Below are 22330 nucleotides of genomic sequence, written 5' to 3'. Positions count from 1 at the left end.
GAGATTCAACAGAGCGGGCCGCCCTCCGACTCAATGGAGTCGGAAGGCGGCCTGTGGGACTGAATTCGATATTCGAGGGCTGAGGCAACGGGAGCTGTCGGTCGGTCAATTGAGGATGGGAAGGGCTGACTTCTTCTTCTCTTGATACGACTTCAACGCGGGCGTGTCCTCGTCGAACCGGCCGACTTCTTCGAGCAAGGCATCGACCATCTCCGCTTCGGTGACGTGCCGGATGGGAACCCCCTTCTTGAAGATGATCCCCTTGCCCGCGCCGGCGGCAATCCCCAGGTCGGCTTCTTTGGCTTCTCCGAAGCCGTTGACCAGGCAGCCGAGGATGCTGATGCGGAGCGGGTTCTTGAGATGCGCCATCTTGGCCTCGACCTCGGCGACGATCCGCTCGAGGTCGATGTCGAGCCGACCGCACGTCGGGCAGGCGACCACTTCGGGGCGATTGACCCGGCGATCGCAGGCGCGGAGGATGTCGAAGCCGGCCGCGATCTCGGGGACCGGATCGCCCAGCAGCGAGACCCGGATCGTATCGCCGATCCCTCGCAGCAAGATCGACCCAATTCCGGCCGCGCTCTTGAGCGTCCCATACTCACGCGACCCGGCCTCGGTGATCCCGACATGCGTCGGGTAGTCGCACTTCGAGGCGAACAGGCTGTAGGTCTCCACGGCCGTGGGCACGTGGCTTGCCTTGAGCGAAACGATGATGTCGTGGTAGCCAAGACCTTCCGCCGTCTCGATCGCCCTCAGGGCACTCTCGACCAAGGCTTCGGGACAAGGGTAGCCATACTTCTCGACCAGGTCTTTTTCGAGGCTTCCGGAGTTGACCCCGACCCGCATCGGGATCCCCTTGTCGCGGGCCTTGCGGATGACCTCTTTGAAACGCTCGGTGCCGCCGATGTTGCCGGGATTGATCCGGATCTTGTCCACCGCAGGACGGCCAGCGTCGGTCGTTGCTTCGAGACAGGCCAGGGCCATCCGGTAGTCGTAGTGAATGTCGGCGATCAACGGAATCTTGATTCGTGAGCGGATCAGGCGGCAGGCCTCGACGTCCTCCTTCTTGGGGACGGTCACGCGGATGATCTCGCATCCCGCTTCTTCCAGCTTCTGGATTTGCGCGATCGTCTCCTCGACGTCGAACGTGTTCGTCGTCGTCATCGACTGGACCGAGATCGGATGGTCGCCTCCGACCAGGTGATCGCCGACGCTGACAACCCGCGTCTTGTGTCGCTTCACCACCGTGCTGTACGCCATCGCCGCCGTCCTGGGTTCTGAGATGGGTCGACCTTCGCGCGTTTATTCACACCAGGGCCGAGTTTGAGGTTATCGTAGCCCAAGGGGGCGGAGAGGGTCAAGGCGACCCCCCACGCCCCTTGACTCGACAGGATCGTTCCTCGATATGCCTCGAATTCCTCGTTGGTTAAAGTCGGGGCTTGTCCCCGTCTGGAATCGAACTCATCGCGTTGTGGCCAGAGCCAGGCAATTTGCAACCGCAATCCTTCAGGGACGTTGTGAGTGGTGTACGGTTTGCGGCCGATTCGGGCCGATGCTCTATCAGCCCAGACTTGTACCGCCCCGTTTGGCTGAACTCTGGGGGCTCTCACCGCAGTGGACCGAGGCCATTGCACGCAGAGAGTCATGTAACTGCGCCTGGTGTGGAGCGAAGCTTCGGGCGCGTCGGATCGCTGCGGTTCTGCTCGCGACCTATCCCGTGGGTGACCCTTCCAAGTTGGCTTCGTCGGTCGCGGCTTGGGTTCGTCGGCCTGAGTGTCAGCCCCTTCGGCTGGCCGAGATCAACCAGATCGAAGGGCTTCACGATGTCCTTCGCGCACTCCCTGGATTGGCATACTCCGAGTATCAAGAAGGGGTTGAACCCGGCGCTGAGGTGGATCGGGTCCGGTGCGAAAACCTCACGCGTCTCACCTACCCGGATGAGTCGTTCGACCTGGTTTTGACCTCAGAGACATTGGAGCACGTCCCCGACCTTGACGCCGCTCTCAGAGAGATTCACCGGATCCTGGTTCCGGGGGGCCGCCACATCTTCACGGTACCGGTTTTGCCCGACGTTCCCCTGACCTTTGCGCGGGCGGAGCTCATGCCCGATGGCACGATTGTGCCTCGCGTTCCGTTGATTCACCATCCCGGTGGGGACCATGGCTATCCCGTTTTCACCGAGTTCGGCGCGGACTGGCCCGATCTTCTGAGGAATGCCGGCTTTGAGACGACCGTCACGCTGGGTTCCTCGACCGAGGAGGACCTGACCCCGGTTTTCAACTGTCGCAAAGCGGAGAGCGACTCGATCGGATCGGCCGGGCCGCGGCTTCCCCATCCCAGGGAAGATGCGTCGCGGTCTCGATGACGACTTCCCTGAGGTCCGAGAACGTTAGCAACCCGTGAGGTTCGACGTGTTACAGTTCCGTCCCAAGGGGTCGCCTGCCTATGATTTCAGAAAGGGGATGGCTACAAGTGCGGCGCTGAGGCTGAATCGACCGGATTTTTCGGCCGTGATTTTCCGCTCCGTCAAACCATGCCGGATCCATTTTCTCCAACCGGGCGGTACCGATGCACGACCGATTTCGCAAGCCACATCAAACGCCGCGTGTCACGGCCCGCGTACGGAGCCAGATCGCCGTCGAAGCCGCCAGACGGATGTACGACCTTCTGGCCCTGAATCCGGGCGAAGTCCCGATCCGGATCGGCGACGCCACCGAGAACGAGTATTATTCGGCCAAGCGCAAAGCGGCGGCCGTTCTGGGGCACAGGGTCAGGCCGGGCGATCTCCCGTCGGACGCCGAAGTTCGCGAACAGGTGGTCTTCCTCGCCAATTCACGAGCCGGCATCGATCCGACGGCGGCCGAGGAGGAGGAATCCGAGGAGGGACCCACCCTTGTGGCCATGGCCGATCACGTGGACCGCTTCGCAATCTATAAGATGCGTCTGGAACCACTCGAGTCGGTCAAACAAAACCCGTTTCAGCATCCCGAGGGGGATGCCCTATTCCATAGTCTCCAGGTCTTTGAACGGGCACGTCATGCTCGCCCCTACGACGAGGAGTTTCTCCTGGCGGCCCTCCTGCATGATGTAGGCAAGGCCATCGACCCCAAGGCCCCCGCCGTGGCAGGGGTGGAAGCCCTTCGAGGGGCGGTCACCGAGCGAACCCTCTGGCTCATCGAGCACCTTGAGGATCTGGCCGCCTTGCGCGACCGTACGTTGAGTCAACGGGACCGCAGGATCCTCGAATCCTCAGAATACCTCGAGGACTTGAAGCTGCTCCGCGACCTTGACGAGGCGGGACGAGTTCCGGGGACTCCCGTGGAAACGGTCGATCAGGCTCTTGCCTACTTGCGCGGGTTGGAGGACGAATCGTACCTCGAAGGCAATCCGAACTTACGCGGGTAGGCTGGCGAGCGATGGCGTAAGGTCGACTCGTTCGTGATTCCGGGAGCGTCTGCCGTCTGCTGTTCGTTCTTGGAAGGCGTCTGAATGGAAGCCTCGACTCATGGCCCGATGTTAAAGGAGCGATTATGGTCCGGGTTCCGACCCTTTTCTTCGACATCGGGGGTGTGCTACTGACCAACGGCTGGGACACCCCGGCTCGCAAGTGTGCCGCGGAGGTATTTGAGCTCGATTTTCAGGAGTTTCAGACGCGGCACGAGATGCTCAAGACGGCCTTTGAAACTGGGCGTTTGAGTCTGGATGAGTACCTCAGGAAGGCGGTCTTTTCGCATCCGCGCCGGTTCACGCCGGATGACTTCAAGGCGTTCATGTTCGCTCAATCGAAGGCGCTTGGGGAGACGTTGGACTGGGTCAGGGAGCTCGCCAGGACGCAGAGCTGCCGACTTTACACGCTCAACAATGAGTCGCGGGAGCTCCACGAGCATCGGGTCGAAATGTTTGGCCTCGACGAGATTTTCCGTGGGTTTCTGGTTTCCTGTTACCTCGGTCAGGCCAAGCCCGACGAAGGAATTTATGAGAACGCGTTGGGGATCGCCGCGTGCCATCCCGAGGACGCGATCTTCATTGACGATCGTGGTCTCAACGTGGAACCGGCTCTGGCACTTGGGTTTAAGGCGGTCCAGTTCAAGGGCCTCGACTCGCTTCAATCGTTCCTCAAGGAGTGCGGCCTCGGCGTCTGAGGGGAGCCAAGTCAGACCGATCGGAACGTTCAGCCGGAGTCCAAGGTGGGGCGAACGTCAACGGGTTCGAGAGGGCTGAAGCCTGGAATGGGCTTGACCCATTCCATGTGGGCGATAGATTTCAGCCGCAACGTACCGATGGACTTGGTTTGAGGTCTTCTCGATCGTTCTTGTTCGCTGAGGGTGTCCTGGCTTGAATGAACTCAAAACCAAACGGCGCCGTCGAAGACGGATCGTCGTGGTTAGCCTGCTGCTGCTGACCGGGTCGGTCTGTACGGTCCTCTTCCGAAACTCCTTGTTTCATCGGAATTTCGGGGTGGTCGCACGGGGTCTTGTTTATCGTTCGGCGCAGCCCGAAGAGAACCTGAAATCACTCGTTGAGAAGTACGATGTCGCGTCAATCCTGAATCTCAGGGGGGGCGGGTCGGCCGACCAGTTCTATACAGACGAAGTTCGGCTCGCCAATGCGAATGGCATCGATTTCTATGATTATCCGATGAGCGCAAATCGCAGGCCGAAGCGTCGCGATCTTCTGGTCCTCATCGATCTCTTTGAGCGCTGTCGTTACCCACTCCTGATCCATTGCAAATCAGGGTCCGATCGGACGGGCTTGGCGAGCGGACTCTATCTCATGGTCCGTTCGGGAACGCCGCCGGAGAAGGCGCTCGAATCGTTCTCCCTCTTCTACGGACATGTTCCCCTGTTCGGCCCCGAAAATCTTCACGAGCCATTTCACGAGTACGCCGATTGGCTCAAGAATAAGAACCTGGTCCATTCGCCCGAACGGCTTCGCGCCTGGGTGGAAAACGAGTATCAGGCGGATGACCCTGCTCGGGAGATCCAACCCCTCCGATCGGGGCCTCGCGCGTTGCTTCGTGCCGGCCTTGCGGGAGAGGCGGGTCAGCGGCACGCGGCTCAGCCTTGAAACCGTAGCCAAGGCGCCCGCGGTCGATCGAAACGGTCGGGCCGGTGCCGACGTTCACAGGCTTGGGTTGGAGAACTCTTTCAAGGGGAGCGCGACGGGAGACTGGTGGCGGGAGCTGCGCGCGACGGCCTCGGTGAATTGCATGTAGCGGACGCCGGTGGCGAAGTCGGTCCGGGTGACTGGCTTCTCACCACGAATGGCGGCGATAAAGTCGGCCTCGACCTGCCATCCCCCCCGCAGCTTGGACGGAATCCGTAGTGGCTCGAGCGCGGACTCGCCGCGGCGAGCGCCTCGGATCACGTCATGGGAGAGGTCGTAGACCAGAGTCCCCTCACTGCCGTACAGGCTGATGCTCATCCCGACGTCGTGCAAGACCACACCACTCAATCGGTAGACGCCACTCGAGCCGTCCGAATGCGTCGTGAGTACCTGAACGCTATCCGGAGTGCCGGTCTTGGCGAACTCTCCGGTTTCGGGGTCGATCCGTTTGCCGATATGCTTCCACGCGAACGCGAAGACTCGATTGGCCGGGGCGACCCACCGGAGCACCGTCTCATGGAGGATGCCCAGCGTGAGCATGTTGAAGCCAGAGTACTTGGTCATCTGCCGCCAGCCCAGCGGGGTCTCAGGATCGGCCAGATCGCTCGAGAGCCCTCGAACGTGGACTTCTCGTAGCGTTCCGAGATATCCCGCATCGATGAGCGAGCGCATAAAGGCATCGCCCGTCAGGCCGTAGGGGCTGGGAACGACCATTGCCGTGAGGTTCGGCAATTCGTTCGCGTGGTCGTACATCCGGCCTGCTTCGCGCGCGTTCATGGCCATCCGCGCTTCGGTCAGGACGTGCTTGCCGGCGTCGAGCGCGGCGAGCGTGACCGGGCAGTGGAGGTAGGGCCAGGCACCGATGACGACGGCGTCAATTTCGTCGTCCTCAATCAAGTGCTCCCAGTTGCCATAGATTTTGGGAATATTGAACTCGCGGGCCACGCGCCCGGCGGACTCCCTGCGTAGGTTGCAGACGCCGACGACTCGGACACCTGGCAATTCCTTGAAACCGGGGAGATGCCGCCTACGCGCGATCTGGCCCGCGCCGACGATCCCAATTCGCAATTCGCCCGCACTCATCGAACGGACCGTCCTTTCGACCCCTCAGCGCGGACTGGCGGCATGAACAGCGTGGCGTCTTTTCGGTCAGCTCGCATCGTTCTCTCAACTCCCCTTGGATTGTAATCCGTTTCGGATCATCGCGTCCAAGGCGCTCCCGGATTTTCCAGTGGTGGCAAGGCTTCGTCCGGGCGAACGACTCAGCGGCCCCCGAACCAACCCGAATAGATCGGCCGTCTCGCGGAGCGGACCGCGGCCCGGTCGCCCTGGCCGAGCGGAGGGTAAGTGGCTCCCGCATAGCCCGACGGATAAAAGGTCCGCGTCGGGAGACTCGAGAGGATCGGACGAAAGGCTGTTCTTCTCGACGGTTCCGTGCCGGGAGGTTGGGCGGTTTTGGACCACCTGTGTCCCGCCGAGGCGCTACAGGCCGGAAGGACGGTCAACGCCATCGAGAGCGTCACGATCCTCGAGAGGACGTACCAGCGGTCCGTACGGAATTTCATCTGTCGCACTCCCGTTCGAGGGGGTTTGCGGGTCGTGGCGATTGTACGCAACGCGTTCCATGCCGGAGGGCGAGGGGACCCGAATCCAAGGTTATCACACAAGGAACATCGGTCATCACGACGAGCAAGAACGAGTCGTGGAATCCTCCACACGATAGATGGCGAACCGGCCCTTCGTTTACGATGCGATACGCTCGGACTTGTCACTACTAATCCGCCAATCCCCCCGAACCGGGAGAGATGCTGATGATGCGATCGATCATGCTTGCGACTTTAGGCCTGGCCTGCTTTGGTTCGATGACGCGGGCAGAGCACGCCAAGATCCACCTCGACGTGACCGGTCCTGGTAACACCAAGCAGACGGCGTTCGTCGACCAGACCCCGCCCGAGTCAGGTAAGAATCCGCGCCCGGTTCTCAAGGCGAAGGTTGGTGATCCGATCCGGATCGAGTGGGTGATTACCAACGTCTATCCGCACAAGACCTTGGAGAATGTGGTCGTGCATTTCTTCATCGCGCGTCAGGACAAGGTCGGCCAGAAAGATCTGCCCGAGCTTGGCGATGATGTCGTTCTCGAAACCGCATTCGACATGGATTTCAAGCCAGGTGCCAAGGCCGGTCAACGGAACACGGTGCGGATCGACACGCCTGGGGTCTACCTGGTGCGCGTGGAGAGCAAGCAGACGCAGAGCGATCACGAGCATTTTTCGGCGATCGATCTCGTCATCGAGGGGAGCAAGAGTCAGCCCTGATCGCTCGCGGCCGCGTGCCGTCAGGGCTAACTCGGCCTTATCTTAATCCACTCACTTCGCCTTCTCGTCGGCCGGCTTGCCCGGATCTTGCCGGTAGACGAGGATGCGGTCGTGGACGATCAGGACGAGGTCGGCTCGCTTGTCGCCATCAACGTCTCCGATGCCCAGGTCGCGTGGTTCGATCATATCATTGAGGCCACGGGACGACTTGCGCTCGAAAATCTTGAACGCGAACGCACGATTGAGGTCGGTCGGGCTCGAAGCCGTGACGATCTCGATAAAGTGTTCGGCGATGTCGGTCAGGACGATATCGGGTTGGCCGTCCCCATTCAGGTCGCCCGCGGCGAGGTCGGCGAGTTTGGCTTCGGTCCGGTTTGACTCGTAGCTCGCCATCGGTTTCAGCCGCTGACCTTTTTGACCGGTCAGGACCACACCGAAGCGATCGGTCCCGGCGAGCAGCAGGTCATCGCGACCATCGCCGTCAAGGTCGGCGACATGCATTCCTTGGAAGTCGATGGGGCCAACCACCAGGGAGCCGTTCGGGCGATAGACCTTGTCTCGGTACTCGAGGAAGAGGAGTGACTTGGAGCTCTTGTCGAGAAGGACGACCTCCTTGGTCCCGTTCCCATCAAGATCCAGCGCGGCGGCTCCCAGGATCTGAGCGGAGCCGCGACCGGAGTTGTATTGATCCTTGACCTCCCAGACCCCTTGCTTGTCGAGTTGCAGGTTCCGCGCAAAAGTGTTCTGGGCCACGATCAAGGCCGGGCCGTTCAGCTCTGCCAAGGTCAGGCCAGCCGGTGTGACGCCTGCAAGCGGACCAAGGCTCCCGCCGGCGGGGGCAGGGGGCTCTCCCCCCGCGCGGCCGAGCAGGAGGAGCGGCGGGCCGAACGAATTAAAGGCGAGCACGTCGGGTTGGCCATCACGATTGACGTCAAGGATCTGGAGTGCCGGCGGGGCGCTCGTGAGTCCCTTCAAGGGGACCTCATCTTCCTGCCCCCAGCGGAACGGAACAAACGTTCCCGACGCTTCACGCTTCACGCCACGCAACGAGTAGTTCTCGTTGCCGTTCGTTTTGGTCCGAGCGACGTAGAGAACCTCGGGGGTTTTATCACCGTCGAGGTCGGCAACGTCGAGTGCAACGGGTTCACCACTGATGGGCAAGGGGGTTGGGAACGTCAGTCGACCATCGTCCAGGACGCTTCGGCCGATCTGTTTCTCTTGTTCGGAGAGGACGATGACCTCTGCTTTTCCGTTGCCGTCGAGGTCGGCGATCCGAACCGTCCGACCTCCCACGAGGGCGGGAAAACTCTGGCCGGCGCCCAGACCGGTTCGCCCAGACTGGCGATAGAGGAGAAACTGGGCGTTGGCCGGGTCAGTCACCACCACGTCGACCTTGCCATCCCCATCGAGATCGCCCAACGCGAGTGATCGCCCACGCTCGTTGCCTGGCGGAAGCGGGTAGAAAATGAGCCGGCCGCGCGTCCCCGATTCATCGTTCTCGGCCTCATCGAGCTTGAGGACCCGGGCCCGCCCTGACTGCGACTCGATTGTGAGGAGCTCGGCGCCTGCTTTTCCGTCGATCTGGGCGAACGCGATCGCCCGGGGTGATTCGACGAAAAAGCGTTGCTCGGGGCCAAGCTTTCCACCCGGTACCGAGAAGCGGACCCGGATCGGGTCGTCCGTCCCCCCGTCGAGAATCACGAGATCGTCGCCACCATCCCCATCGATATCCACCGCCTTGAGCATCCGGGGATTGCTCGCGGTATGAGGCAGGCGCTCGGGTTCGCCGAGCTTTCCCCCCTCTCCTTGATAGACTATCTCGATCTCGTTCGTCTCGAGAAGGGCCAGGTCGGCGCGACCGTCGCGATTGAGATCGCCCACCGTCAACGCGTTGGGATTCTCGACAGCCTCTCCCGCATTGAGCCGCTTCACGTTCGAATAGCCCCCTTGACCGTCATTCAGCATGATGACGAGCTCAGCGGGGTTGCCAAAGAATGCGAGGTCGGGACGGCCATCGCCATCGAAGTCGGCGATTTGCAAGCTGACGACTTCCTTATTCACCGGCACGCTCACCAGCCGCATCCGCCGATCGCTCGAAATCTGATTCGGCTCTTGATCGTCGGCGGGAGTTGTTTCAGGCTCCTTGCCCGGCTTTTTGCTGCTCAGGAGCAGGTCGATCCTCGAGCGGCCGTTATTGACGACGACGATGTCATCGGTCTTGTCGCCATCGAGGTCCTTGAGGATGAGATTCCCCATCCTCGGGTCGAGTTTGTAGACTTCCAGGGGCAGGAACCCGAAGTAGTCGGCCAGCCGAGGCTCGTCTCCGAGCGCTTGACCAGTGGAGACGGTCAGGACTGTAGCCAGGATCCATCCCATTCGGCATCTCAGCGCTGCGCTCATCGCGATCGCCCCAGGTTATCTAATCCCGCTAAATCGCATAATAATCAAGCAACAGGGTACGAAAGGCCTGCAACGACGGCAAGACGGGGCAGGGGAGAATCGTGGGAATGTTGAACATTCGTATGAGGATAAGAAGATCTTCGGGACAAAGAAATCGAGCGTGATCGTCCCTGCGGGCTGCCCTTGAACTTCACGGTACGAGGTTCGCTTTGCCCGGTTCCGCCTTGGGGCGCGCCGACCCCGAACCGGACGGTCCCGGTTTCCGCGTCGTCTCCCTGAGACAAGGAGAGGATCGTGGAGCCGGGCCGGTCTTTTTTTCCCCTCGGTGGGCGAATGACAGGCCCAGAGGACCTGATCACGTTCGTAAGATGGCGAAGCTCGGGTGGTCGAGCAGCTGGAACGGTTGGGCGAGGGACTTGATCGTTTCGCCCCGCTGGGTGATATGCCCCTCAGCGATTGCGCCGAGCCGCCCGGAAGCAGCGGCAAGATAGGAAACGCGCCAGGGGTTGATCCCCATGAGTCGTGCCGCCGTGGCGTCGACCGAAGGCAGGTTTGTTCCCATGACGATGACACCCGACTGTCGAGGTGATCCCATGATTGGGCCATCCCCTTCCATACCGACGATTCCGTCAACGATCGCCAGATGCGGGCGGACGGTTGCGTTGATATCGAGGATGGATTCCGGAATGCCGACATGGTGCAGGACGTTCTTGGGCCAGCCGTAGAAGATCCCAGGCATGACACCGAAAAGATTCTTCATCGAAAGCGTGACACCCGCCCAGTGATGCGTTTTGAGCTTGGGCATCGAGACGATCAGGTCCGCCCGACGCAATGAGGCGGGGAGGGCGAGCCGAGTCAGTGACGTGAAACGCAACGGGTTGGACGTCATTACGAGTTCGTCGTGGTTCAGGTCAACGAATTCGATTCCCTCCTGGTCGAGCACTGGGCCGAGCCCCGATTGTTCGAGCACGAAGTCGGTATCCCGACAGTGGCCTTGCCCTTCCGCCACGAAGACTTCGCGCGCGCTCCAGCTCTTGAAGACCTCGGCCGCTGCGCGGATCAAGGCGGGGTTTGTGTTGATTTGAGGCGCCTGGCGACTCGGTTCAACCAGGTTCGGCTTGAGCAGGATCGACTTTCCCGAAACCTGCTTCGGGCCGAATCCCAGTTCCAGCAAACCCTCGCGGATCTTTGATTCCAGATCCACTGTGTAAGTGGGCGCGGAAGCAATGAACACATCCCCGCGCAGGGAATGTTCGTTCTGGTCGTAGACGAGCTTGGCGGCCATTCCCCCCGCCAGCGCGGCCCCCGTACCGGTGAGAAAAGTGCGACGCTTGAGAATCCCTGGATTATCCACGACGACCTCCCGTTTGCTTTCCCACGAAGAGCGGGAGCGACCCTTCACCGGCGGCCAACAGCAGCATTGCCAGTCGTGTTGCGCCGTCAGGCCGGCCGGCGGATTGGCGATAGGCCTCGGTCAGCCACATGGTTGACTCCGGCGGCGCTTCGTTCCAAAGCCGGAGTCCGAGCACGCCCCATCCCAGCGAGGCTGGAGCGCGGGTATTCGGCAGTGTTTCCCGCAAGTACTGAACCCCATTCTTGATGACGCTCGATGTCGCTTCAGTCTGGGCGAGCGCCAACAGGGCCAGGCCAGTGGGGGCCGGTTGAGGTCGAAGGATATTGCCGAAGGCGGCCTTGTTCCCGTAGTTCCAGCCCCCCTCGGGAAGCGCTCGATCGGAGATCAAGCGAATCCCGTCGCGCACCCGGCGGTGGTCGCCATGACCTTCCCGACCGAGGGCGAGGATCGCGATCGCCGTGGGTTCCAGCCACGAGTGCGTATCCGTAACCCAGGGCCAGCCGACAAGGGTTGTGTCATGTCCGATGAGGTGGTCGGGGTCGGATCCGGCGCTCGTCCGACCTTGCTGCTGGAGCAGCCACGCGGCGGCTCGTCGGCGTGGTTGTTCATAACCAGTCAATGTGTTCCAGAGCAGGAGAGCGTAGGGAGTCGGCCAGCAGGGCGAGGAGTGTCCCACTGAGATCCCGAGCGAGCCGTCCGGATTCTGGATCGAGACGAGCCAATCGGCAGCGCGTCGAACGATCGACTCGTCCGTGTGAGAGTCTTCGGATGAGGTGACCAACGCGAGCCCTGCAAGGGCTGTCGGCTCGACGCTCAGTCTCGACCCGTTCCGATATCCCCAGCCAGCCGAGGTCGCTCGGAAAGCAAGCAACTCACGGCGAGCGGCTCCGATCCATTCACGCGGCACTACCTGGTTCTCTGGCATCTCCAAAACCACCTCGAGTCGGCAAGGAATGGCAAGGTTACAAAGGCCGAAGAACGTCGAGCTTGTCTGGCTCTCGACCGGGACGAACGTTCGAAAGAACAACACCGGCTCGCCTGAACGTTCGTTCCGGGAAAGGGACGGAGGGGATCGTCGCGGATCGATTTGGTGACCGGACCATCAATCCCTTTAAAGAGTTATAGAACATGGTCGGTGGTGGGTGGGAATCGGCCATCGGAGGCGACCCATGAGGCGGTCAAAAAAAATAAATCGCGTTTTTTTTACAACGCCAAATTACATGACCTAGGTTTGCGATGTTCGAGGCGTGGGACGTCCAAGCGATGAGGCCTAGGCGACCTAACCGACTCCGCGGAATCAACCCACATCCTACGAATCCACCTCATCAGTGTGGATGAGATCGTTTCTCCAATAGCGTCCAGCTTCGTCATCCCAAAGAGTGGAGTGAGTCCCATGCAAATCGTCAAGAAGGTTCGTCAGTTCCTGGTCAACGAAGATGGCCCGACCGCGGTTGAGTACGCCGTCATGCTCGCCTTGATCCTCGTGGCCTGCATCACGATCGTGCGGACGCTTGGCACCAGCGCCAGCAGCACGTTCACCACGGTCAACAGTTCAATGGTTGGTAGCTGAGCTCTCTTTGCTTGATGGCGTCATTCCAGATGCCATCGAGTGGCCGACCAACACGGAATTTGACCACCGGGCGAGGCGGGGAGGCAAGTCCACCGCTTTGTCCGGGGTTTTTCGTTTTTTGGCCCCGAGAAAAAAAGCAGGAAACCACGACGACCTGGCCGCTTACTTCCCTCGAGCGTGGAGATACAGGTTCCTCGTCATGAGAGAACTCGGCGCGCAATTCCTTTTTGTCTCAGTGTATGCGGCTTCAAGCGACACCCAAGTTTTGATTTGACATCCGTGGGGATTCGACCCAAGTTTCCAAGGAAGCCAGTCAAGATCGAAGGCAATGAGCCACCTCTCAGGATTCTTCGACTTACCCCTTAACGTCGCGAGGATAAGGAATCATGCCGCAAGTCTCTCAAGAAGTCGCCTGGTTCGTCTCGGCCGTACTCGTGGAAGCGGCCCTGATCGACGGTTGGAAGTTGAAGGTGCCCAACTGGTTAACCTTCCATATGGTGCTCGGCGGTCTGGCCTTTGCGACCTATTCGGGGGGAAGCGCGGGGCTGCTCTGGGCGTTCACCGGGGCTGTGGTGGGCTTGGCCCTCCTCTTGCCCTTGCATGCGATCGGAGGCATGGGAGCCGGCGACGTGAAGCTGATGGCCGGAATCGGTGCGTGGATGGGGCCAACCTTGACCCTCGGAGCCTTTGCGGTCTCGGTGATTGTGGGCGGAGTGATGGCGATCGCGATGGTGGTTTGGTCGGGCGACCTGGTCAAGCACTGGGTTCAGATGCAGGCGATTAGTCATGAGATTCTTACGGTCCGCAATCCTGAGAAGCTCTCGGCGACCGCGGCCGCACGCAAGCCAACGATGATGCTTCTCCCCTATGGCATCCCGATCGCGGTGGGCTCGATCGCCTACTTCGCCTGGATGGGGATTCTGGTCTGATCCCTTGAGACACGCCTACTGACGGCGGAAAGTGGTGGGAACGCCCATGAACGGCAAGTCGTTGGCAATGTTGGGGTTGGCCGCTCTGAGCGGGCTCGGTGCCATGTACGGTACGAGCCGGATGCTCGCAAAGAACCAGAACCCGGTCGTCCAAGAGAGTCAGGATGTCATCGTCGCGTTGCACGACCTGAAGGTGGAGGAGACCCTCAAGCCCGACCTTGTCAAAGTCGTCTCGATGCCCAAGTCGAGCGTTCCGGCCGGGACTTTCGCCAGCTTCAAGGATCTTCAAGATCGCTGGGTCATGATCAAGACCCTTGAGGGAGAGCCGATTCTCGAACGCAAGCTGGCACCCAAGGGGAGTCCGGCCGGTCTTGTCTCGCGAATCCACCCTGGAATGCGGGCCTTCACGCTCGAGGTCAACGAACACACGGGTGTCTCCGGCTTCATTTTGCCGGACCATCGAGTCGATGTGGTCTTGAGCATCCCGACGAATAACCGAGGGGACGAGGAGGCCGAAACCATTCTCCAAGACATTCCCGTGCTGGCCTCGGGACAAGTCTTTACTCGTCCCGATGATCGCTCGATCCAGTCTCGGACCGTGACCCTCGAGGTGAGTCCGGAGCAGGTCGATATTCTCGTGGCGGCTCGGACCAAGGGATCGCTCTCACTGGCCCTGCGGGGACTCAACGACCACCTTAAGCTGACCCCTGTTAAGCGTGAGCCCGTTCCCGCTCCGGTCGAAGTCGAGGTCAAGCCGGTGGAACTGCCACTTCCTCCTCCGACACCGGTCGTCAAGGAGCCGGAGCCGACCTCGAAGCCGGCTGTAGAGCGGCGGGTCATCTGGATTTACCGCGGACTTCAAAACGCGGAGCGACTTTCTCTGAGCAAAGAAGGCGTGGAACATTCTGCGGAAGACCAGGCCTTTCCTCCGAGCGACCAGTAATCATCGGTACTCCAGCCGCGTTGGCGATCGCTGAATGCCGCCCTGACCCTCTGAAGTGCGCGGAGCAAGGCCGGGGCAAATTAACTCAACTCAAGCTTTCGGCTGGATCCACCGCTCTCCTTCGCACGATGCTCCGCTGGGTGAAATGCCATGAAGGATGCCATTAGAATTATTCTCATTGATCCGATCGACGAATCTCGGCTCACGCTCCTTCGCGTGATCAGCGGAGTGTCCGAACTCTGGCTTGCCGAGGTTTGTGGAGCGTATCAAGGGGCGGCCAAGCGGGTGGCCGAGATCAACCCCGACGTGGCGATCGTGGTCATGGATGCCGATTCCGAGCTGGCCTTCGACCTGATTCAGCAGATCCTTCAGCATTCCCCCGACGTCGTCGTTTTGCCCGCCAGCAAGCAGCATGATACGTCCGTGATTCTCCGCGTCATTCGAGCCGGGGTTCGCGAGTTCCTGACCTTGCCCACGCGCTCCGAGGAGCTTCTCGAGTCGATCAACCGGATTGCCACGCCGAAGGCAGCGAAGGCGGAAGCAGGCGACCGGGGCCCGCAGCTCATTACCGTCACGGCGGCCGCAGGAGGAGTTGGCTGTACGTCTCTGGCCGTGAATCTTGCGACAACCCTGGCCAAAGCCTCGGCGCACGAGACGATCCTCGTCGATTTTGACCTCATGTTCGGCTCCATCGACGCCTGTCTCGACCTCGTCACCGACAACACGCTTCAGGGAATCGTTCAGAGTGTCGACCGACTCGACCAGACGCTCCTGAAACGCTCGCTCACACGCCACTCGTCGGGTCTCTACTGCTCCCGCACCCGACCACAATGGAGGAGTCGGCCCAGATCGACCCGGAGGCCCTGCGCCGGGTGTTGATGATGCTCAAAGCGTCCTTTCCGTCGGTCATCGTCGACACCAGCAAAGGCCTCCAGTCCTCCGACTTTCTTGCCTTCGAGTTGTCCGACGTGATCCTCTTGGTCGTTCAACTCGATCTGACCTGTTTGCGAAACACCGCCCGATTACTGCATCTGTTCCAACAATACGAAGGCTTGACCGATCGGGTCCGCCTCGTCGTCAATCGATTGGGGGCTCACGAGTCGGAGATTAGCCTCAAAAAGGCCGAAGAAACGCTCCAGATGCCAATCTCCTGGCAGATCCCCAACGCGACGAAATCGTTCACGCTGGCTCGGGCCCGGGGTGTGCCCCTCGACGAAGTGGCCTCGGGCAGCAAGGCCCATCAAGCGATTCTCGAAATCGCCCGAGCGCTACGTCCGTTCCCTGTTGTCGAAGAGAGTAAGCCCCGTAAAGGCCTTTTCGCGGCCTTCTTCTGATCGACGCCGATCATCAAGGTGGAACCGTGACAGCTCCTGGAGAGTTGCGCAATGATTAAAGGATTAGGACGTACACCGTTTGGACCTCGACCGACGCCGGTCTCTGTTCCTGTTCCAGTCCCACTTCCCGTTCCTGTCTCGGTTCCTGCCACAACCGAAAGTCCAACGAGCAAGCTGCCGCCGCCGATGCCCAGTCCGATTCCTCCGCCGCCTCCCGCGGTCAACCGGGGCCGCGAGACTCCCAAGGAACCGGATCCGGCCGAGGTTGCGTATGAGACGTTGAAGCGTCATATCCACATGAAGTTGGTGGACAGACTCGATATGAATCGGGTCAGCGAGATGGATCCGAACACCCTCCGGAGCGAGATCCGGGTGGTCGTCGAGCATCTCTGCGATACCGAGAACCCATTGCTCAACCGCAACGAGCGGCAGCGGCTGGTGAGTGAGATTCTCGACGAGACCTTTGGCTTCGGTCCGCTCGAGCTCTTGCTGAAAGACGACAAGATTGCCGACATCATGATCAATGGACCGAAGAAGATCTTCGTCGAGAAGGAGGGGCGGATCCTTCGGTCGGAAGTCGTCTTTCGCGACAATGAGCATTTGCTCCAGATCATCGATCGGGTCGTCTCCCGGGTTGGCCGGCGAGTCGATGAGACGTCACCGATGGTCGACGCTCGACTTCCCAACGGCTCGCGATTCAACGCCATCATTCCCCCGCTTGCCCTCGATGGCGCGGCGGTCACCATTCGTATGTTCGGTTCGAAACCGATCAACAAGGATGACCTCCTCCGTTTCAAGGCGTTCACCCCCGAGATGCTCGCCCTGATGGAAGGAGCGATGAAGGCTCGGTTGAACGTGATCATCTCGGGAGGAACCGGTTCCGGTAAGACGACGCTTTTGAACACACTCTCAAGCTTCATCCAGCCCGACCATCGCGTGATCACGATCGAGGATGCCGCCGAATTGCAGCTCCAGCAGGACCACGTCGTCCGCCTGGAGACGCGCCCCGCGAATATCGAAGGTCGAGGCGCGGTGACGGCCACCGACCTGGTCAAGAACGCCCTCCGAATGCGGCCTGACCGGATTATCATCGGCGAGTGTCGCGGCGCCGAAACCCTGGACATGATCCAGGCGATGAACACCGGTCACGAAGGCTCGATGACCACCGTGCACGCCAACACCCCGCGCGATGCACTCAGCCGACTCGAGACCATGATCAGCATGGCTGGACTCGAACTCCCAATCCGGGCGCTCCGGTCCCAGTTCGCATCGGCCGTCGACTTGATCATCCAGGCCAGCCGGCTTCAGGGCGGGCCGAGAAAAGTGACCAGCATCACCGAAGTGATCGGCATGGAAGGTGATACGATCATCATGCAGGAAATCTTCTCTTTCAAGCAACAGGGAGTGGATGCGAATGGTCGAGCCTTCGGCGAATTCATCGCGACGGGCATCCGGCCCACCTTCATGGACCGTCTCGAATACGCCGGCTATCACCTTACGACCGACGTCTTCCGCCAGCGAGTTCTCCTCAAGGACTGAGCCCAACAGCAATGGGGGAGACTCTCAATGAATGAACAGATGATTGTCTCGATTTTGGCCGGATTGACGGTGGTCACCCTCTTTCTGGGGCTTGGCCTGGCCTTTCGGAAATCCGAAGGGTCGCACGCGGAACAGCGGCTCGACGACTTGATCTCGCGACCCAAGAAAGACGCCGATCTGCGCAGTGGAATCTTGCTTCGGCCGCCGGCGATCGACCTCGAGACGCCGCTCTTCTGGACCAAGTTCATCCCCAACCTCGAAAACTTGAGCCGGCTCTACGAGCAGGCCGACGTCAATCTCCCCTTCAATAAGTTCATGGGGATTGTCGTTTTGCTGTCGCTGGCCGGGTCCCTGATTGGCCTCCTGTTCCAACTTCCCATCTACTTGCTTCCGTTGGGCTCCGCGGTGCTTGGGATCACGCCATTCATCTGGCTCGTGCATCGGAAGAAGCAACGGATCAAGAAGTTTCTCGACGCGATGCCTGAAGCCGTTGAACTGATCGGCCGTGGGCTTCGCGCGGGGCATAGCCTGGCTTCGGCGCTGCACCTGGTTTCCGAGGAGATGAAGGGGCCGATCGCCGACGAGTTCGGCCGTGTTTTCGAAGAGCAAAACCTGGGCATCCCGCTCGAGGTCACCCTCCGCGGTCTGGCCGATCGAGTGCCTTCGGTCGACGTCCGGTTCTTCGTGATCGCCGTGGTGATTCAGCGGGCGACCGGTGGTGACCTTGCCGAGGTTCTGGACAAGATCGGCAAACTGATCCGTCAACGGTTCGAGCTATTTGGTCACGTCAAATCGCTCACTGCGGAAGGTCGGCTTTCCGGGATCGTGCTCTTGGCCCTCCCACCGGGTTTGCTCGGCTTCCTGTCTATGTCGAATTATGAGTATGTCAGCGTTCTTTTCACGACGTCGATCGGCACCAAGATGCTGGCCATCACGGCCGCCTTTCAACTTCTTGGAGCGTTGATGATCAAAAAGATCGTCGCGATCAAGGTGTAAGCCAAATGAGTTGGGAAACGCTCGTTCCCGTAGCCGTCTTTCTGACGATCACCCTGGGAGTCTGGGGTTTACTCACGACGATGGCCGACCGCCGGCCCTCCACGGCCGAGGAGCGATTGAAGCGCTTGCTCGACCCGACGACGTCGCGAAACGACTTGAAGCAGATGGAGCAGCAGCAGGCGAAGTTCCAGGCGAAAGTCTCGGAAGCCGCCTCCAAGATCGGCAAGTCCTTACGGCCGACCAACGAAGTGGAACTCGGCAAGATTCGCCTCACCCTGCTCAATGCTGGTTTTCGAGGTGAACAGGCCGTAATGGCTTACTATGGCTGGAAGTTGGTCGGCCTGTTGATTGCACTTGCGATTGCGGTCCCCATTGTCGTTACACGATATGGTGCGACCCAGACCGGCTTGACCTACGGCATTCTGGCCGGTGCGGTCGGGTTTTACCTGCCGGACCTGTACGTGAGCCAGCTCCGCAAGAAACGGATCGAGTCGATTTTTCTCGCCTTGCCCGATGCGCTCGACCTGATGGTCGTCTGTGTGGAAGCAGGACTAGGCCTGGACACGGCGATGCGTCGGGTAACGTCCGAGTTGTCGACTTCGTGCCCGGTGCTCTGCGAGGAGTTCGCGATCGCCAACTTCCAGATTCAGATGGGCCGCGCACGAAAAGACGTGCTCCGCGACCTGGGAACGCGGACGGGTGTCGACGACATGCGGGCGCTCTCCGCGGTGGTGATCCAGGCGGAGAAGTTCGGCTCGAGCATTGGCGGTGCGCTTCGGGTCCAGTCCGATTCGATGCGGTTGAGGCGCCGTCAGTTGGCGGAGGAGCGGGCGGCGAAGACCGCGGTCAAGATCATGATCCCGCTCGTCCTGTTCATTTTTCCGGGTGTCTTCGTCATTCTGGTGGGCCCCGCGGGCATCCAGATCGCCACTACGATGTTGGGCAAGGGTTGAGGCCATCCGCCCTCCACGAGAATTGTCATGCGTAAATTCACCTCGGTCACGCTCGACCAACGCCCCCGAAGTCGAAGAACCAGGGTCATGGGCTTCATGGTCTTTTCCCTGATCCTGATTCTTTCGCCGATCGTCTACGAAGCGGGCCTGCTCTGCTATGCGTCCTGGCAGAGTCTTTTCGGAGTCTACCCGCACATCCAGACCCCCATCCTTGACATCCTGAGCGGTGGTTACCAGACCGCGAGCTTTGACCTCAAGCAAATGTTCTCGGGGATCTTCCGCCAAAGCCCATGGAAGTCGTCGTACGTCATCACCTTCGCGATTTTCTGGACCGGAGTCCTCGCGATGCTCCTCCGCAAGGGCTGACCGCAACTCATTGATCCTGACCTCGCATCCAACGACCCCAACCCGGTCAACTTGGTCACTTTCTTCGGGTTATAGCGAATAGAGTGGGAGCCTTGCCCCATTCCGTTGCGAGTTCGGATCGGACGTCTTGACGAATCGCCTCGAGAAACGGATTATAGTGTCCTACGAGCTACGACGTCCCCACGGGGATGTCGAATCTCTCGTGTGTTCAAGCTTGGCCGAAGTGGCGGAATGGCAGACGCGCCGGACTCAAAATCCGGTGGGGTAACACCCGTGTGGGTTCAAGTCCCACCTTCGGTACTAAAGACTTACGGCAAATCCTGGGTGATCTTACCACAGCCCTTGGTAAGAATTTGGTAAGATCGCCCCCGTCGCGTTGGGGTGGCATGGCCCTTCAGGAGGGCACATGGCCTCGCTTCAGAATCGGAACGGCAGTTTCCGGGTCTTCTTCGAATACCAGCGGAAGCAACGTGTCTTCACGATCGGCCACGTCACCGAGGCCGAGGCCAAATCGAAGGCCGATCAGATCGACTACCTGCTTATGCGCCTCGGTCAGGGGCTGATCGAGCACCCGCCGGGCATCGGCATCGTCGAGTTCGTCCGTCAGGATGGTAAGGTGATTCTTGCCAAGGACGGCGCTGTGGCACCCGCAGCCAAACTCACACTGGGATCGCTCCGCGACCGCTACCTCGAGACTCACGGCAACGGCACGCTGGAGGAGCGAACCCTCGACGGCATTCGGCTTCACTTCAAGCACCTGGTGGTCGCCCTCGGGGAGGCGTTCCCGATCGGGGATCTCGCCCTGTCCGACCTGCAGGCCTACGTCGATCGCCGCGCGAAGGCGAAGGGCATCCGAGGGAAGCTTTCTCCTGCCACGATCCGCAAGGAGGTCGTCACGCTTCGGACGACCTGGAACTGGGGCGCGCGGATGGATCTCGTCGCGGGCAAATTCCCCAACGGGGGTTTACGCTATCCGAAGAAGGACGCCAAGCCGCCGTTTCAGACCCGAGTCGAGATCGAGCGGCAGGTTGCGGGCCTCCCCGCCAAGGGCAAGGCCGAACTCTGGGACGTCCTGTACCTTCTCCAGCCCGAGGTCGAAGAACTGCTCGCCTACATCCGCGACCACGCTGGGCATCCGTGGATCCACCCCCTGATGGCCACGGCCGCCTATACGGGGGCCCGGCGGTCGGAACTGATTCGTATGCGGATCTCCGACGTGGACTTCGAGGGTGGCATCATCACGGTGCGGGAGCGGAAGCGGTCGCACAGCGAGCGGACCACCCGCCGCGTGCCGCTTTCCTCATCGCTGGCCACCGTCCTCCGCGATTGGATCACTGTTCATCCTGGCGGCCCATGGCTATTCTGCCAGTCGGGGGAGGTGATGCGGAGTAAGAAGCGGAGCCGCACGACTGGCCACCAGTCGGGCGAGGGACGAGCGAAGACGCGCGGCGCCAGGATGAAGCAGGTCCGCAATCGCGAGGGCGCGGGTATTAGCCCCATCACCAAAGATGAGGCCCACGACCACCTCAAACGGACGCTGGCCGATTCGCCATGGTCCGTGGTGAGGGGCTACCACACCCTGCGACACTCGTTCATCTCGGCTTGCGCCTCGAGGGGCATCGACCAGCGGCTCCTCCAGGAGTGGGTCGGCCACCTGACGGCCGAAGTCCACAAACGGTATTCCCACCTGTATCCGAGCGTCCAGGCAGAGGCGATCAAGAGCGTGTTCGGGTAGATATCGCGGCCGACTCGCATTGATACGACTCCGGAGCTTGGAGCGGCTAACAACTTGGATGGCACGCGATTTGAAAGGGGCATCCCTCTTGAGGAGGTGCCCCATGCGCGCGGGTGGCGGGCACTGACGCGAAACAGTTTGGCCTTCGTCGACGAGAACGGAGCCAATCCGTCATTGCCCCGGCCCCATGGCCTTGCCCCCGCGGACGAACGGGGCCCTGGGTCGGCTCCCGGCCACTGGTACACGGTCACCCTGATCCGCGGCATGCGGCTCTCGGGGGTGACGGCATCTCTGGTCATTGAGGGGACCATGGACACAGCGTTGTTCGCGAGTTATGTCGAATAGGTCCTGGTGCCGCAACTGCGGACCGGGGAAGTGGTGATCTGGGATAACCTCAAGCCGCACAAGGCCAAGGCGGTAGTCGGCGCGATCGAAGACGCCGGGGCGAGACTGATCCCAATTCCGCCGTGGAGTTCGGACATGACGCCGATCGAGGAGAGGTTCTCGAAGGTCAAGGGGGCGTTGCGATCGGTGGCGGCGCGAACGACGGAGACTGCCACGGCGGCGATCGGCTCTGCCTTGCACGAGATCTCCGCAAGACATCTTGAGGTGGTTCCACCCGCGAGCGGCGTACGCAATGCCAATGTGAACCGCTCTCGCGTCGTGACCGATTCTCCGGCGATTCAACCGTTACCGCGCCCAGCCGGCGGCCTGCTCCAAGCGGTGCTCGTGGCGAGTTGACAGGTTGGCAGGAGTGTTTCTGAAACGACATTTCGGCCTCGGTCGCTGA

General features: G+C 60.7%; 23 protein-coding genes and 1 tRNA gene. 18 read left to right on the top strand and 6 right to left on the bottom strand.

Going from position 1 to position 22330, the window contains the following annotated elements; genetic code table 11:
• Window positions 1–105: 105 nt before the first annotated feature.
• Window positions 106–1260: a flavodoxin-dependent (E)-4-hydroxy-3-methylbut-2-enyl-diphosphate synthase gene (gene ispG, locus V5E97_RS36155; RefSeq protein WP_406696392.1), complete on the bottom strand. Its 1155-nt coding sequence runs from the start codon at window positions 1258–1260 to the stop codon at window positions 106–108.
• A gap of 292 nt (window positions 1261–1552) precedes the next feature.
• On the opposite strand from ispG, the gene V5E97_RS36150 reads away from it, so the two are divergent.
• From V5E97_RS36150 to V5E97_RS36135, 4 genes are all read left to right on the top strand, one after another.
• Window positions 1553–2365, top strand: a complete 813-nt coding sequence (locus V5E97_RS36150; RefSeq protein ID WP_406696391.1) for a class I SAM-dependent methyltransferase — start codon at window positions 1553–1555, stop codon at window positions 2363–2365.
• A gap of 203 nt (window positions 2366–2568) precedes the next feature.
• Window positions 2569–3405: a phosphohydrolase gene (locus V5E97_RS36145; protein WP_406696390.1), complete on the top strand. Its 837-nt coding sequence runs from the start codon at window positions 2569–2571 to the stop codon at window positions 3403–3405.
• Between the two features lie 125 nt (window positions 3406–3530).
• Entirely contained in the window at window positions 3531–4142 is a 612-nt protein-coding gene (locus V5E97_RS36140) for an HAD family hydrolase (protein WP_406696389.1), read from the top strand.
• Between the two features lie 193 nt (window positions 4143–4335).
• Window positions 4336–5067 carry a tyrosine-protein phosphatase gene (locus tag V5E97_RS36135; RefSeq protein ID WP_406696388.1) on the top strand — a complete coding sequence of 244 codons (732 nt, stop codon included), beginning with the start codon at window positions 4336–4338 and terminating at the stop codon, window positions 5065–5067.
• Window positions 5068–5121: 54 nt separating this feature from the next.
• On the opposite strand, the gene V5E97_RS36130 is transcribed toward V5E97_RS36135, so the two are convergent.
• Together V5E97_RS36130 and V5E97_RS36125 are read right to left on the bottom strand one after the other, a co-directional pair.
• On the bottom strand, window positions 5122–6189 hold the full coding sequence (locus V5E97_RS36130; RefSeq protein ID WP_406696387.1) for a Gfo/Idh/MocA family protein: 1068 nt from the start codon (window positions 6187–6189) through the stop codon (window positions 5122–5124).
• A 179-nt stretch (window positions 6190–6368) separates the two neighbouring features.
• On the bottom strand, window positions 6369–6671 hold the full coding sequence (locus tag V5E97_RS36125; RefSeq protein WP_406696386.1) for a hypothetical protein: 303 nt from the start codon (window positions 6669–6671) through the stop codon (window positions 6369–6371).
• Between the two features lie 246 nt (window positions 6672–6917).
• Here V5E97_RS36125 and V5E97_RS36120 point away from each other — a divergent pair, with 246 nt between their 5' ends.
• Window positions 6918–7421 carry a hypothetical protein gene (locus V5E97_RS36120; protein WP_406696385.1) on the top strand — a complete coding sequence of 168 codons (504 nt, stop codon included), beginning with the start codon at window positions 6918–6920 and terminating at the stop codon, window positions 7419–7421.
• Between the two features lie 51 nt (window positions 7422–7472).
• Here V5E97_RS36120 and V5E97_RS36115 read toward each other — a convergent pair whose 3' ends face one another.
• The 3 genes from V5E97_RS36115 to V5E97_RS36105 all read right to left on the bottom strand — a co-directional run bounded on the left by V5E97_RS36115 (window position 7473) and on the right by V5E97_RS36105 (window position 12100).
• Window positions 7473–9797, bottom strand: coding sequence for an FG-GAP repeat domain-containing protein (locus V5E97_RS36115; RefSeq protein WP_406696384.1), 2325 nt, complete (start codon window positions 9795–9797; stop codon window positions 7473–7475).
• Between the two features lie 379 nt (window positions 9798–10176).
• Window positions 10177–11175, bottom strand: a complete 999-nt coding sequence (locus tag V5E97_RS36110) for a DUF362 domain-containing protein (RefSeq protein ID WP_406696383.1) — start codon at window positions 11173–11175, stop codon at window positions 10177–10179.
• Window positions 11168–12100 (bottom strand): prenyltransferase/squalene oxidase repeat-containing protein, encoded by a 933-nt coding sequence (locus V5E97_RS36105; RefSeq protein ID WP_406696382.1) that lies wholly within the window; start codon window positions 12098–12100, stop codon window positions 11168–11170. The genes V5E97_RS36110 and V5E97_RS36105 overlap by 8 nt, the downstream gene beginning before the upstream one ends.
• Before the next feature lie 468 nt (window positions 12101–12568).
• Here V5E97_RS36105 and V5E97_RS36100 point away from each other — a divergent pair, with 468 nt between their 5' ends.
• From V5E97_RS36100 to V5E97_RS36040, 13 genes are all read left to right on the top strand, one after another.
• Window positions 12569–12745 (top strand): Flp family type IVb pilin, encoded by a 177-nt coding sequence (locus V5E97_RS36100; protein WP_406696381.1) that lies wholly within the window; start codon window positions 12569–12571, stop codon window positions 12743–12745.
• Window positions 12746–13131: 386 nt separating this feature from the next.
• Entirely contained in the window at window positions 13132–13674 is a 543-nt protein-coding gene (locus tag V5E97_RS36095) for an A24 family peptidase (RefSeq protein ID WP_406696380.1), read from the top strand.
• 46 nt (window positions 13675–13720) lie between these two features.
• Window positions 13721–14617, top strand: coding sequence for a Flp pilus assembly protein CpaB (gene cpaB, locus V5E97_RS36090; RefSeq protein ID WP_406696379.1), 897 nt, complete (start codon window positions 13721–13723; stop codon window positions 14615–14617).
• A 150-nt stretch (window positions 14618–14767) separates the two neighbouring features.
• Window positions 14768–15496 (top strand): CpaE/TadZ family protein, encoded by a 729-nt coding sequence (locus tag V5E97_RS36085; RefSeq protein WP_406696378.1) that lies wholly within the window; start codon window positions 14768–14770, stop codon window positions 15494–15496.
• Window positions 15490–15951, top strand: a complete 462-nt coding sequence (locus V5E97_RS36080) for a CpaE/TadZ family protein (RefSeq protein WP_406696377.1) — start codon at window positions 15490–15492, stop codon at window positions 15949–15951. The genes V5E97_RS36085 and V5E97_RS36080 overlap by 7 nt, the downstream gene beginning before the upstream one ends.
• A gap of 186 nt (window positions 15952–16137) precedes the next feature.
• Window positions 16138–17490 (top strand): TadA family conjugal transfer-associated ATPase, encoded by a 1353-nt coding sequence (locus V5E97_RS36075; RefSeq protein WP_406696376.1) that lies wholly within the window; start codon window positions 16138–16140, stop codon window positions 17488–17490.
• Between the two features lie 27 nt (window positions 17491–17517).
• Window positions 17518–18486 (top strand): type II secretion system F family protein, encoded by a 969-nt coding sequence (locus V5E97_RS36070; protein ID WP_406696375.1) that lies wholly within the window; start codon window positions 17518–17520, stop codon window positions 18484–18486.
• 5 nt (window positions 18487–18491) lie between these two features.
• Window positions 18492–19439, top strand: coding sequence for a type II secretion system F family protein (locus V5E97_RS36065; protein ID WP_406696374.1), 948 nt, complete (start codon window positions 18492–18494; stop codon window positions 19437–19439).
• 27 nt (window positions 19440–19466) lie between these two features.
• Complete coding sequence (locus V5E97_RS36060; RefSeq protein ID WP_406696373.1) at window positions 19467–19805, top strand: hypothetical protein; 339 nt, start codon at window positions 19467–19469, stop codon at window positions 19803–19805.
• 217 nt (window positions 19806–20022) lie between these two features.
• A tRNA-Leu gene (locus tag V5E97_RS36055) sits at window positions 20023–20105 on the top strand.
• A gap of 106 nt (window positions 20106–20211) precedes the next feature.
• Window positions 20212–21540 carry a tyrosine-type recombinase/integrase gene (locus V5E97_RS36050; RefSeq protein ID WP_406696372.1) on the top strand — a complete coding sequence of 443 codons (1329 nt, stop codon included), beginning with the start codon at window positions 20212–20214 and terminating at the stop codon, window positions 21538–21540.
• Window positions 21541–21636: 96 nt separating this feature from the next.
• Window positions 21637–21885 (top strand): hypothetical protein, encoded by a 249-nt coding sequence (locus tag V5E97_RS36045; protein WP_406696371.1) that lies wholly within the window; start codon window positions 21637–21639, stop codon window positions 21883–21885.
• Window positions 21886–21891: 6 nt separating this feature from the next.
• Window positions 21892–22281, top strand: a complete 390-nt coding sequence (locus tag V5E97_RS36040) for a transposase (protein WP_406696370.1) — start codon at window positions 21892–21894, stop codon at window positions 22279–22281.
• The last annotated feature ends 49 nt before the right edge of the window (window positions 22282–22330 follow it).

Source organism: Singulisphaera photorubra, from assembly GCF_045290345.1.
Lineage (GTDB): Bacteria > Planctomycetota > Planctomycetia > Isosphaerales > Isosphaeraceae > Singulisphaera.
The sequence above is the reverse complement of the archived record's forward strand: the minus strand, read 5'-3'. Positions and strand labels throughout refer to the sequence as shown.